Source organism: Rhizobium sp. LjRoot258, assembly GCF_964254185.1.
Lineage (GTDB): Bacteria > Pseudomonadota > Alphaproteobacteria > Rhizobiales > Rhizobiaceae > Rhizobium.
Map to the genome: position 1 here is coordinate 1388536 of NZ_CAXUST020000001.1, position 13250 is coordinate 1401785.

General features: G+C 60.0%; 11 protein-coding genes. 8 read left to right on the plus strand and 3 right to left on the minus strand.

Annotation, left to right across the window (positions count from 1 at the left end; genetic code table 11):
- Positions 1–106 precede the first annotated feature (106 nt).
- From dusB to hflX, 8 genes are all read left to right on the plus strand, one after another.
- Complete coding sequence (gene dusB, locus ACSQ9D_RS07000) at positions 107–1132, plus strand: tRNA dihydrouridine synthase DusB (RefSeq protein ID WP_436283782.1); 1026 nt, start codon at positions 107–109, stop codon at positions 1130–1132.
- Complete coding sequence (locus ACSQ9D_RS07005; protein ID WP_436281640.1) at positions 1129–2283, plus strand: two-component system sensor histidine kinase NtrB; 1155 nt, start codon at positions 1129–1131, stop codon at positions 2281–2283. The genes dusB and ACSQ9D_RS07005 overlap by 4 nt, the downstream gene beginning before the upstream one ends.
- Positions 2280–3731, plus strand: coding sequence for a nitrogen regulation protein NR(I) (gene ntrC, locus ACSQ9D_RS07010; RefSeq protein ID WP_024316984.1), 1452 nt, complete (start codon positions 2280–2282; stop codon positions 3729–3731). The genes ACSQ9D_RS07005 and ntrC overlap by 4 nt, the downstream gene beginning before the upstream one ends.
- Positions 3732–3922: 191 nt before the next feature.
- The gene (locus ACSQ9D_RS07015; protein WP_436281641.1) at positions 3923–6193 is read left to right on the plus strand and encodes an ATP-binding protein; all 2271 of its coding nucleotides are present in this window, start codon (positions 3923–3925) and stop codon (positions 6191–6193) included.
- Entirely contained in the window at positions 6183–7547 is a 1365-nt protein-coding gene (gene ntrX, locus ACSQ9D_RS07020) for a nitrogen assimilation response regulator NtrX (RefSeq protein WP_037117839.1), read from the plus strand. Before ACSQ9D_RS07015 ends, ntrX begins: the two co-directional genes overlap by 11 nt.
- A gap of 65 nt (positions 7548–7612) precedes the next feature.
- Positions 7613–8476: a D-amino-acid transaminase gene (locus ACSQ9D_RS07025; RefSeq protein WP_436281642.1), complete on the plus strand. Its 864-nt coding sequence runs from the start codon at positions 7613–7615 to the stop codon at positions 8474–8476.
- Between the two features lie 110 nt (positions 8477–8586).
- The gene (hfq, locus tag ACSQ9D_RS07030) at positions 8587–8829 is read left to right on the plus strand and encodes an RNA chaperone Hfq (RefSeq protein ID WP_003539403.1); all 243 of its coding nucleotides are present in this window, start codon (positions 8587–8589) and stop codon (positions 8827–8829) included.
- Between the two features lie 77 nt (positions 8830–8906).
- The gene (gene hflX, locus ACSQ9D_RS07035; protein ID WP_047517269.1) at positions 8907–10241 is read left to right on the plus strand and encodes a GTPase HflX; all 1335 of its coding nucleotides are present in this window, start codon (positions 8907–8909) and stop codon (positions 10239–10241) included.
- A 69-nt stretch (positions 10242–10310) separates the two neighbouring features.
- On the opposite strand, the gene mazG is transcribed toward hflX, so the two are convergent.
- The 3 genes from mazG to ACSQ9D_RS07050 form a co-directional block, all read right to left on the minus strand.
- Entirely contained in the window at positions 10311–11144 is an 834-nt protein-coding gene (mazG, locus tag ACSQ9D_RS07040; protein ID WP_436281643.1) for a nucleoside triphosphate pyrophosphohydrolase, read from the minus strand.
- 6 nt (positions 11145–11150) lie between these two features.
- Positions 11151–11738 carry a nucleoside deaminase gene (locus tag ACSQ9D_RS07045; protein ID WP_436281644.1) on the minus strand — a complete coding sequence of 196 codons (588 nt, stop codon included), beginning with the start codon at positions 11736–11738 and terminating at the stop codon, positions 11151–11153.
- A gap of 270 nt (positions 11739–12008) precedes the next feature.
- Positions 12009–13076 carry an IS110 family transposase gene (locus tag ACSQ9D_RS07050; protein ID WP_436283783.1) on the minus strand — a complete coding sequence of 356 codons (1068 nt, stop codon included), beginning with the start codon at positions 13074–13076 and terminating at the stop codon, positions 12009–12011.
- Positions 13077–13250: the final 174 nt, after the last annotated feature.

Sequence of the window (13250 nt, forward strand, 5' to 3'; positions counted from 1 at the left end):
CTTAGCGGCTTCGCGCATCGAATTCCAGCATTTGCCCTAAAAATGTCAATTCGCGCACTGCCCTCTTGGCAAGCCATTTAAACCTGTCTAAAAATAGTGCACGCATATTGCGTGCCTGAAAGATAATCAATTGCTGGACTTAGACCTCGCATCACCTTTGCGGATCGGACCTGTGGAAGTCAGGAACCGCGTTGTTCTCGCACCCATGTCCGGCGTGACGGACATGCCGTTCCGGCAGCTGGCGTGGCGCCATGGCGCCGGGCTTGTCGTCACCGAAATGGTTGCGAGCCGTGAGCTCGTCAACAGCACCGCCGAATCATGGGCGCGCCTTGAGAGTGCGGGCTTTTTGCCGCACATGGTGCAACTCGCGGGCCGCGAAGCGCATTGGATGGCCGAGGCTGCGAAGATCGCGGCCGACCACGGCGCTGATATCATCGACATCAACATGGGGTGCCCGGCCAAGAAGGTGATAGGCGGTTATTCCGGCTCCGCCTTGATGCGCGAGCCCGATCACGCCCTGAGCCTCATTGAGGCGACAGTCAAGGCGGTGAGCGTTCCCGTGACCCTGAAGATGCGGCTCGGTTGGGACGAGAATTCCATCAACGCGCCCGAGATTGCGCGCCGCGCGGAGGAGGCAGGCGTCCAGTTGATTACGATCCACGGCCGCACGCGCATGCAGTTTTATGAAGGCCGGGCTGACTGGGACGCAATCCGGGCAGTACGCGATGCCATCGCCGTTCCCCTGGTTGCAAACGGCGATGTTGAAACCGTCGACGATGCGCATGCGATTCTGCGGCGCTCCGGAGCCGATGCCGTCATGATCGGCAGAGGGTGTCAGGGCAGGCCATGGCACGCCGGTGTGTTGGCCGGTTACGCGGCGCCTGACGCATGGGAAATCCCCGACATTGCCGCCGGACATTACCGAATGATGCTTGAGTTCTATGGCGAAGCGGTCGCCGTTCGCCATGCACGGAAGCACCTCGCGTGGTATCTCGATCGCTTCGCGCCTGATATCGCAGCCCAGGAGAAGGCTGCAATCATGACGGCACGCGAACCTGGAGAGGTTGCCGCACGGTTTTATGATGCATTGATGGCTGCGGCATCGAACACGCAGACCCGGGAGGCTGCATGACGAATGACGCGCCATCGTCGGTCGACAACGGAGGCAGCGCCGTTGCCACTGCTGTGCTCAACGCGATCCAGAATCCCGTCGTAATGGTCAACGAGGCCGGCCTCGTCGCTTTCGCCAATTGGGAAGCGGAGGCCTTCTTTGGTGCCAGCGCGGCCCACCTTGCCCGGTACAAGATCTCGACCTTCATTCCGTTCGGCAGTCCGCTCCTGGCCTTGATCGATCAGGTTCGCGAACGGCGGGCGCCGATCAACGAGTATCGTGTCGACTTGAGCTCGCCACGCCTCGGACAGGACAAGCTCGTCGATTTATACGTTGCCCCGGTTGTAAGCGATCCGGGCTCGGTGGTGATCGTCTTCCAGGAGCGGTCGATGGCGGACAAGATCGATCGCCAGCTGACGCATCGTGCAGCGGCCCGCTCGGTCACCGGCCTTGCCTCCATGCTGGCACATGAGATCAAGAATCCGCTTTCCGGCATTCGCGGTGCAGCACAGCTGTTGGAGCAATCGGTCGTCGACGACGACCGCGCGTTGACACGGCTGATCTGCGACGAAACCGACCGCATCGTGTCGCTCGTCGACCGCATGGAGGTCTTCTCAGACGAGCGCCCGGTCGATCGGCTGCCGGTCAACATCCATTCCGTTCTCGATCACGTGAAGGCCGTAGCAAAGGCGGGTTTTGCGCGGCACCTGCGCATCACCGAAAACTACGATCCGTCGCTACCCTCTGTCTACGCAAACCGCGATCAGCTTGTTCAGGTGTTCCTCAATCTCGTGAAGAATGCCGCCGAAGCGGTCAGCGATCGCCCGGATGGCGAAATCGTTTTGACGACGGCTTACCGCTCGGGCATTCGTCTATCGGTCGCCGGTACGCGCGAAAAGATTTCGCTGCCGCTGGAATTTTGTGTTCAGGACAATGGCCCTGGCGTGCCGGCCGACTTGCTGCCGCATCTGTTTGATCCATTCATTACGACAAAGACGAACGGCAGCGGCCTCGGCCTGGCGCTCGTCGCCAAGATTATCGGTGACCATGGCGGCATCATCGAATGCGACAGCCAGAGCAACCGCACCACATTCCGCGTTTTGATGCCGGCCTCCAAGGACGCATCGCTGGAAGACGCAACGACCATAACTCCCACAGGACCTACTCGATGACAGCAACGATCCTCGTCGCGGATGATGATGCGGCAATTCGTACCGTGCTTAATCAGGCTCTGAGCCGCGCCGGCTATGACGTGCGCATTACATCCAACGCCGCCACACTCTGGCGTTGGGTTTCGGCGGGCGAGGGCGATCTTGTCGTAACCGATGTCGTTATGCCGGACGAGAATGCCTTCGATCTGTTGCCGCGGATCAAGAAAGCGCGCCCGGATCTGCCCGTGCTCGTCATGAGCGCCCAGAATACTTTTATGACGGCGATCAAGGCTTCCGAGAAGGGCGCCTACGACTATCTGCCGAAGCCGTTCGACCTGACGGAACTGATCGGCATCATCGGTCGCGCGCTCGCCGAGCCGAAGCGCAGACCTGCCAAGCTTGACGAGGACATGCAGGACGGAATGCCGCTCGTCGGCCGGTCGGCAGCGATGCAGGAAATTTACCGCGTCCTTGCACGCTTGATGCAGACGGATCTGACCCTGATGATCACCGGCGAGTCCGGCACCGGCAAGGAACTCGTGGCGCGCGCCCTGCACGACTACGGCAAGCGTCGCAACGGGCCGTTCGTTGCCATCAACATGGCGGCGATCCCGCGCGACCTGATCGAATCCGAGCTTTTCGGCCACGAGAAGGGTGCGTTCACGGGCGCCCAGACGCGCTCGACCGGGCGTTTCGAGCAGGCCGAAGGCGGCACGCTGTTCCTCGATGAAATCGGCGATATGCCGATGGATGCCCAGACGCGCCTCCTGCGTGTGCTGCAGCAGGGCGAATACACCACCGTTGGCGGTCGCACGCCGATCCGCACCGACGTTCGCATCGTCGCCGCGACCAACAAGGACCTGAAGCAGGCGATCAATCAGGGACTCTTCCGCGAGGACCTGTACTATCGCCTGAATGTCGTTCCGCTGCGTCTGCCGCCTCTGCGCGATCGTGCCGAGGATATTCCCGATCTCGTGCGCCACTTCATCCAGCAGGCGGAAAAGGAAGGGCTCGGCTCCAAGCGCTTCGATCAAGAAGCGCTCGATCTGATGAAAGCCTACGCCTGGCCGGGGAACGTGCGCGAACTGGAGAACCTCATTCGCCGGCTGATGGCACTTTATCCACAGGATGTGATCACGCGCGAAATCATCGAAGCTGAGCTTCGGTCCGATGTTCCAGACAGTCCCATCGACAAGGGGCCGATCCGCACTGGCAATATGACGATCGCCCAGGCTGTCGAGGAAAACATGCGGACGTACTTCGCCGGTTTCGGCGATGGCCTGCCACCGCCGGGGCTTTACGACCGTGTGCTGACGGAAATGGAGTATCCATTGATTCTTGCCGCGCTTACGGCCACACGCGGTAACCAGATCAAGGCTGCCGATCTTTTGGGTCTGAACCGCAATACGCTGCGCAAGAAGATCAGAGAGCTCGGCGTATCGGTGTACAGAAGCTCCCGCACTGCTTGACAATGTGACTGCCGACGTTGCATTTTCGCCACAATGCGTTGCTTAGAAGTCACGCATGGGGTTCGGGTTTTCGCAGCTGCCCAAGAGGGTAACGGCACTTGCCGTTGCGTCGTATGGGCAGGCTGACGGCTTCCGGCCCTATCCGCGGGGAGCGGCGGAAGCGACGGTCTGCCGCCAGGAGAATTAAGCGAATGGAACAGGATGCGATGCCGCCTGCGGCGGAAGGCGAAGCTGTCACGGCCGTGACCGATCGCCGTGCCCTGTTTGCGCTACCAGGCCTGATCCTTGCCGGCGGGGCGCTTCTCTGCGCGACACTGACGCTCTTCGTGCTGCTTGGGTTGACCCCGATCGCGCCGACCTACCATGTCGTCGTCACCTCAGTCGTCGTGAACTCGTTCTTCGTACTCGGTTTGATGGCCCTCATTGCACGTGAGGTTTCCCGCCTGGTCAAGGCACGCAAACGCGGGCGCGCGGCGGCGCGCCTTCACATCCGCATTGTTGTGCTCTTTTCAATCGTCGCAATCACCCCGGCGATCCTTGTCGCCATTTTCGCCAGCATCACGCTGAATGCCGGCCTCGACCGGTGGTTTGCCCTTCGTACGCAGTCGATCATCAGTTCCTCCCGCAACATCGGGCAGGCCTACATGATGGAGAATGCGAGCTACCTGCAGGGCCAGACCGTATCGATGGCGAACGACCTCGAACGCAATCGAGCGCTGTTCAATCTCGATCGCACAGGCTTTTCCGAATTGATGACGCGACAGGCGCGAGGCCGCGGGCTGCTGGGCGCTTTTCTGGTCAAATCTGACGGCTCTGTGATTATCGAGGCTGACATCAAGACCGAGAAGCCGCTGCCGGCAATTCCTCAGGACGCTTTGGACAAGGCCGCGGCCGGGCAGCCCACCTTGATCCCGCCGGGTATAACGAACTTAGTCGGCGCTATCATCAAGCTCGATGCGATTGATGGTGCGTTTCTCTACACGGTTCGCGCCGTGGATCCGAAGGTGATGGGTGCCATGCGGATGATGGAGGAGAACGCCACCGAATATAAATCGATGGAAGCGGGGCGTTTCTCACTGCAGATCGCGTTCGCGGTCCTTTACATCGGTTTCGCTCTCATCGTTCTGCTCGCTGCCATCTGGACGGCGATTGCCGTGGCCGACCGTATCGTGCGCCCGATCCGGCTGCTGATCACAGCGGCGGATAGCGTGGCTTCGGGCAACATGGATATCGTCGTGCCCGTCCATGCAGTGGACGGCGACGTTGCAAGCCTGTCGCGCACATTCAACAAGATGATCTCGGAAATCCGCACGCAACGTGACGAGATCCTGGAGGCGAAGGACGAAGTGGACGACCGCCGTCGCTTCATCGAAGCCGTTCTTTCCGGCGTGACTGCCTCGGTCATCGGTGTCGAGAACGACCGCAGGGTGACGATCGTCAACAGTTCGGCGGAAGCCCTGATGGCGTTGCCCGCGTCGGAGATGCTCGGCAAGCAGCTTTCCGAGATTGCGCCCGAGGTGGATCAGGTTTTGAGCGAAGCTGCTTCCCGCTATCGTGGCGATTTCCGCAAGCAGATCGCTCTTGTGCGCGCAGGGACCGTACGGACCCTCAGCGTCCAGGTGACGCGCGAGGAGGTTCGCGACACGAGCGAATCCTATGTCATCACGCTCGATGACATCACCGATCTCGTCATCGCCCAGCGCTCGACGGCATGGGGCGATGTCGCCCGTCGTATCGCTCACGAAATCAAGAATCCGCTGACGCCGATCCAGTTGTCGGCAGAGCGGATCCAGCGCCGCTACGGGAAGCAGATCGACCAGGACGACCGGGGTGTGTTCGACCAGTGCACGGAGACCATCATCCGCCAGGTGGGCGATATCGGCCGCATGGTCGACGAGTTCTCATCGTTCGCTCGGATGCCGAAGCCGATCAAGGAGCCGAGCGATCTCCGCAAGATCCTGTACGACGCGGTGTTCCTGCGCGAGATGGGCAACAGTCACGTTAGCTTCCAGCAGGAACTGGGCGACCAGCCGCTGGAAGGACAATTTGATAGTCGCATGCTCGGTCAGGCTTTCGGCAATCTGATCAAGAATGCGGTGGAGGCGATTGAAGCCGTGCCGAGCGGCGAGCGCGACCAACGCAAGATCCTGGTTCGTGCTTCCCTCGATCCTGTACGCGACCGCTTTACTGTCGATGTGATCGACAACGGTCGCGGCCTGCCGGTAGAGAACCGCCACAGCATTCTCGAACCGTATACGACGATGCGCGAGAAGGGCACCGGGCTTGGTCTGGCGATCGTCAAGAAAATTATTGAGGAACATGGCGGGCAGCTCGAACTGCACGATGCGCCCGCTGATTTCGACCAGGGAAGAGGGGCCATGATCCGCGTGCACCTGCCACGTCTGGAAACCGTGCCTTCTGCCCCGGCGACAAGTGACAAGGAAAGTGTTTATGGCCTCTGATATTCTGGTCGTCGATGACGAGCATGACATCCGCGAGATCGTCTCCGGTATCCTGTCTGATGAGGGACATGAGACCCGCACGGCACACGATAGCGACAGCGCTTTGGCTGCGATCTCCGATCGTGCGCCGCGGTTGATCTTCCTCGACATCTGGATGCAGGGAAGCAAGCTCGACGGTCTATCGCTGCTCGACGAGGTCAAGACGCGCCACCCGGATATTCCCGTCGTCATGATTTCCGGTCACGGCAACATCGAGACTGCTGTGTCCGCCATCAAGCGTGGTGCATTCGATTTCATCGAGAAGCCGTTCAAGGCCGACCGGCTGATCCTGATCGCCGAACGCGCGCTTGAGAATTCGAAGCTGAAGCGCGAGGTATCGGAACTCAAGCGCAAGGCTGGCGATCCGGTCGAACTCATCGGTACGTCGGTGGCGGTCTCGCAACTGCGCCAGACGATCGAGAAGGTTTCGCCGACCAATAGCCGGATCATGATTTTCGGCTCGTCGGGTTCCGGCAAGGAGCTCGTCGCCCGGATGATTCACAAGAAGTCGGCGCGTGCAAACGGTCCGTTCGTGGCGCTGAATGCCGCCAATATCACGCCGGACCGCATGGAGATCGCGCTGTTCGGTACCGAAGGTTCGCCCGGCCAGGCGCGCAAGATCGGTGCGTTGGAAGAGGCGCACCGCGGCATTCTCTATCTTGACGAAGTCGGCGAAATGCCGCGCGAGACGCAGAACAAGATCCTGCGCGTTCTCGTCGATCAGCAGTTCGAACGCGTCGGCGGCTCCAAGCGCGTGAAGGTCGATGTGCGCATCGTATCGTCGACGGCCTACAATCTGGAGAGCCGTATCGCCGAGGGCTGGTTCCGCGAAGATCTCTACCATCGGCTCGCCGTCGTGCCGGTGCGGGTACCGGCGCTGGCAGATCGTCGTGAGGATATTCCGTTCCTGGTCGATCAGCTGATGCGGCAGATCTCCGAGCAGGCCGGCATCCGTCAGCGCCGCATCGGCGACGACGCCATGGCCGTGCTGCAGGCCCATGATTGGCCGGGCAACATCCGCCAGCTGCGCAACAACATCGAGCGGTTGATGATCCTTGCCCGTTCTGACGGTCCTGACGCGCCTATCACCGCCGAGATGCTGCCGACCGACCTCGGCGACATGCTGCCGAAGGTCTCGGCCAAAAACGACTATCACATCATGACGCTGCCGCTTCGCGAAGCACGAGAGATGTTCGAGAAGGACTACCTGATTGCGCAGATCAATCGTTTTGGCGGCAATATCTCGCGTACCGCAGAGTTCGTCGGCATGGAGCGTTCGGCGCTGCACCGCAAGCTGAAGTCGCTTGGCGTTTGATACCAGGGCGGCGCTGCTGCGCCGTCACTCATTCACCTGCTTATACCCCCACGCACAGGTTCTCCATGCCCAGAATAGCCTATGTGAACGGCCGTTATGTCACGCACTCGAACGCGATGGTCCATATCGAGGACCGCGGCTATCAGTTCGCGGATGGCGTCTACGAAGTCTGTGAAATCAGGCATGGCTATATCGTCGATCTTACGCGCCACCTAAACAGACTGGACCGATCGCTTGGCGAGTTGCGCATTGCCTGGCCGATGAGCCGTGATGCGCTAACCCAGGTCATTCGCCAAACGTTGCGGCGCAATCGGGTCCGCAACGGTCTCTTCTACATGCAGGTCACGCGCGGCGTTGCGCGGCGCGATCACGTATTTCCGGCAGAGGGAACCCTGCCGTCGCTGGTGATCACCGCCAAGAGCACTGATCCCTCAATCATCGCCAAAAAGAACGCTACAGGCATCAAGGCAATTACTGTTCCGGACAATCGATGGGACCGCGTCGACATCAAATCGGTCGGCCTCCTGCCGAACGCGATGGCGCGTCAGCAGGCGAAGGAAGCCGGGGCGCAGGAAGCGATCTATGTCGACGCCGAGGGCATGGTGAAGGAGGGCGCTGCGACCAATGTCTGGATGGTCGACCGCGATGGCACGCTCATCACGCGCCCGGCAGAACATGGCATTCTGCGCGGCATTACTCGCACCACGCTGATTGATGTCGGAGCCAAGCTGGGGCTGACGATCGAAGAGCGGGCGTTCTCGGTCGCCCAGATGCTCGCCGCACGTGAAGTCTTCATCACGGCTGCAACGAGCATCTGCTTTCCGGTCGTGTCGATCGATGGCCAGTCGATCGCGAACGGTCATCCGGGCAGCATCTCCCAGAAAATTCGGGAGGCCTTTTTCGACGTTGCGGAAAAGATTGCGATTTGATACCAAGGCTTTCTGGGCAGAGGGGATGAGGGTTGTCAGCTGCCTGCAGGCGAGGTTGATTAGTATTTCACCGGCAAAACGAAGCCGGCAATAAAGAAAGAAGCGGCGCGATGGCGGAACGTTCTCAGAATCTGCAGGACTTATTTCTCAATACTGTTCGCAAGCAAAAGATTTCACTGACAATTTTTCTGATTAACGGCGTTAAGCTGACGGGTGTGGTTACGTCCTTCGACAACTTCTGTGTTCTGCTTCGCCGTGACGGCCATTCGCAACTCGTGTATAAGCACGCAATCTCGACCATCATGCCCGGCCAGCCGATGCAGATGTTTGAGAGCGAAGAAGCCGCTTCCTAACAGGAACTGCAATTATTTCGACACGCGATACCAAGAACGATTCGATCATCCCGGAAGCTGCCAAGCACCGGGATGACATGCGCGCGACCGTTGTCGTGCCTGTGCTCAAGCAGGCGCGAGCCGGGCGCGGCGCGGGCGATGCTGCACCCGTGGTCACCAGGACGCCCGAGAGCCGCCTGGAAGAGGCGACCGGTCTTGCCCAGGCGATCGACCTTGATGTGGTGAATGGCACCATCGTGACCGTCAACGATCCGCGACCCGCAACGTTGATGGGCACGGGCAAGATCGGAGAGATCAAGGCGTCGCTCGATGCGAACGATTCGGGTCTCGTTATCGTCGACCATCCGCTAACGCCGGTACAGCAGCGCAATCTCGAGAGAGAATGGAACGCCAAGGTCATTGACCGCACCGGCCTCATCCTCGAGATTTTCGGCCGCCGCGCTTCCACCAAGGAAGGCACGCTGCAGGTCGATCTCGCGCATCTCAACTACCAGAAGGGCCGTCTGGTCCGCAGCTGGACGCACTTGGAGCGTCAGCGCGGTGGTGGTGGCTTCATGGGCGGTCCCGGTGAAACCCAGATCGAAGCCGACCGTCGCATGCTGCAGGACCGCATCATCAAGCTCGAGCGCGAGCTGGAGCAGGTCGTGCGCACACGCCAGCTTCATCGCGCCAAGCGCAAGAAGGTGCCGCACCCAATCGTGGCGCTGGTCGGCTATACCAACGCCGGCAAGTCGACGCTATTCAATCGCATAACCGGGGCAGGCGTGCTTGCCGAAGACATGCTCTTTGCGACGCTCGATCCGACACTGCGCCGAATGAAGCTGCCGCATGGCCGCACCGTGATCCTATCCGATACGGTCGGGTTCATCTCGGACCTTCCGACTCACCTTGTCGCGGCCTTTCGCGCCACGCTGGAAGAAGTTTTGGAAGCCGACCTCATCCTCCATGTCCGTGATATGTCCGACATCGACAACCAGGCGCAGAGCGCGGACGTGCTCCGCATCCTGAAGGATCTCGGTATCGACGAGGCCGAAAGCGACAAGCGCATCATCGAGGTCTGGAACAAGATCGATCGCCTCGAGCAGGAAGCCCACGATGCGATCGTTCAGAAGGCGAGCGGTGCCGAGAACGTGGTTGCCCTGTCCGCAATCAGCGGTGAGGGTATCGATACGCTGATGGGAGAGATCAGCCGCAGGCTTTCCGGCGTGCTGACTGAAGCGACCGTACGCTTGCCTGTCGACAAGTTGGCGCTGCTGCCTTGGCTCTACGACCACGCGATTGTCGACAACCGCGAAGACAACGAGGACGGGTCGATCACACTCGACGTGCGCCTCTCGGAAACCGAAGCGGTCGAACTGGAGCGCCGTCTCGGCAACGGGCCGAAGGCTGGCAAAGAGGATTGGGAGCGCTAGAGGCTCCCCCACAGCGGGTACTTGAGATTACGCCCGCGATTGCGAGCCACGTGAGGCGCGGGTGTCGGCTCAACCCAACTGCCGTTCGATTGCCTTTGCCGCCTGCCAAATTTCCTCCATCCGCTCCAGGCTGGCTGCTGCCAGAGTTTCACCTTCTGCATCAAGTACGTCTTCGATGTGATTGAATCGTCTACGAAACTTCGTATTCGTTCCGCGGAGGGAATCTTCTGGATCGGCCTTCACATGCCTGCCGATGTTGACGACGGCGAAGATAAGATCGCCGAGTTCATCACTGACCTTCGCCTGATCGCCTTCGGCCAGCGCGGCGCGTAGCTCGCCGATTTCCTCCTCAATCTTGTCGAGGATCGGTTCGGGCGCCGACCAATCGAAGCCCACCTTCGCAGCCAGCTCCTGCAGCTTCAGCGCCTCGGTCAAGGCAGGGAAATTTCGCTGGACCGATCCCAGGAAACCGGCCTTGAAATCCTCGCTGAGACCGCGCTTGGCTCGCCGTTCGGCGCGCTCGCGCTTTTCGGCCTGCTTGATGTCGTCCCACTGCTTCTTCACCGCATCCGGCGTATCTGCATCGGAACGGGCAAAGACATGTGGATGCCGGCGGATCATCTTGCGAGTGATGGCCTCAACCACGTCGCCAAATGCGAACTCGCCGGCCTCTTCGGCCATGCGCGCGTGGAAGACGACTTGCAGCAGCAGGTCGCCCAGTTCCTCGCAGAGATCGTCCATGTCATTGCGCTCGATCGCATCGGAGACCTCGTAAGCCTCCTCGATCGTGTAGGGTTTGATCGTCTCAAATGTCTGGACGATGTCCCAGGGACAACCGGTTTCCCGATTGCGCAGCGCGGCCATGATTTCGATCAGGCGTGAAATGTCTTTGGAAGCGTCCATGCTCACTCAATTCAGCGGAATGTCGTTGTCGCCCTTCGACGCCTGGTAGCTGTCGGAGAGCGCGTCGTAACGCGCCTTGATGCGCGCCGTTTGTGCCTTCAACTCGGCCTTCAAATCCTCTTCTTCGGTCTCGACGAGATCGGCAACCGCAAAGCTGTTCCAGAATGCGTTGCTGCGTCGGTAGCCGCCAGGTTCCAGACCGAAGACTTCCTTCAGGATCTTCAGGTCATGGGGAATGGCGAAGGCGTCTCGGGAATCCTCGTGGCTGAAGAAATAGTAGAAATTGTCGAACCCGGCCCAGGTGATCGCGGACATGCACATGGTGCAGGGTTCGTGTGTCGAGAGAAAGATCAGGTCCTTCGTGGCGGGCTTCTCGCCAAGCTCGTAGAAGCGCTTCAGCGTGTGCACCTCACCGTGCCACAGCGGGTTTTCAAGCTCGTTGTTGGTCTCCGCAACGACCAGCGAGAGGTCGGATTTGCGAAGGATCGCGGCGCCGAATACCTTGTTGCCGGCAGCGACCCCACGTTCGGTCATCGGCAGGATGTCATGTTCCATCACGTTGAGCAGGCGGGCGGCGATGGTCGTGTCGGGCATGGTTTTCTCCAATGAAAGAACACAAGGGGTAAAACACCAGCATTTGCGGGCTTTTCCTTGGGTTCTGTTGTTATTTGACCGGCATTTTCGCCGATCGGCTAAATCTCTTCCCTCCGCCGGACAGTTGTTTGCGTCCTTCGGTTCTCGAACCATTCTCCAATGCGTGACCCTGATGCTTGTGGCTTCGGTCACAGAGTGGCGTTCGGCTCCCGGCTTCCCATTCTCCTTGAGGAGCGCAGCCCAGATCCTGCCGGGCTCGCTAAAACACCATCAGGACAGCCGGGATATCGTCGACGCGCCTTCCGTGGTGCCAGTGCCGCGCGGCTCGTAAGCGCGCTGGTCACGCAGAATCTGGAAGGCGATCGTCAAAAGCTTGCGCGCGATGGCAACTCGCGCCTTGTTCACTCCTCTGATCTTCAATTGTTCATACTGGGCGCGAAGCTGCGCATCGGTGGCGATGGCGGGGGTGACGGCTTCGACGAAGGCCCAGCGCAGCCACTTGTTGCCCTGCTTGATGATCTTGCCGTGGAAGGTCTTGCCGCCGGAGGAATAGGTCGAGGGCACGAGCCCGGCATAGGCGGCAAGCTTCTTCGGGTTGCGGAAGCGCGATATGTCGTCGATCTCGGCATCGATCAGCCGGGCGAAGAACTCGCCAATGCCGGGGATCGTCTTCAACAGCTTGACGTTGGCATTGGCCTTGGTCATCGCCCGGATCGTTGCTTCCGACTGCTTGATCCTGATGTCAATGTCGCCGATGAAGTCGAGGCCACGGTCGATCTGGATGCGGTCGATCTCTGAGACGTTGACCTGCGCTAGCTGGACACGGCCGGCCCTGCCGAACAGATCGCCGAGCTTCTTGAGCTGGGCTGTCTGCTCCGGATAGCGATCAAACACCGTGACGATGCGGTTCTTCGTCATTGTGCGCAGCCGCACGTAAAACATCCGTTCGCGCAGCGCGACGCGAAGCTCCCGAGATTTTTCGCCGGGTGCCCAGGCCTCCGGCACCAGGTCGGCTCTAAGCAGATGCGCCAGCACCGTCGCATCGATCTTGTCGGTCTTGATCTTGGCGTCGGCAATCGCCTTGACCTTCCACGGATGGGCGAGAACGACATCATCACAAATGTCGTCGAGCCAGTCATACATCACCATCCAGTTGCGGGTGGCCTCGACCACGGCATGCGAGTTCTCCCGATACCGCTCCAAAAAGCCGCCAAGCGACTGACGGTCATTCTTCACACGGCCAGAGCGCAGCGTTTTACCCGCCGAATCCTGCACCACCAGATGGCTGTAGGATTTGTGGTAGTCGACGCCGATATGGTATTCATAAGAGGCAGTCATGCTTCCAACTCCCTTATTGAGATCTTCGAAACCCCAATAAGGTAAGCCGAAAGGCTGGAAGTGTGACTGTCCCTCGATCATCACCTGCATCTCAGTGATCCGTTCTCTCAGCGGGCGCGGCCTCTTTCATGCCACCTCCTTGGTGGCTGCACTCTACCGGCAGCGCCAGAGGAG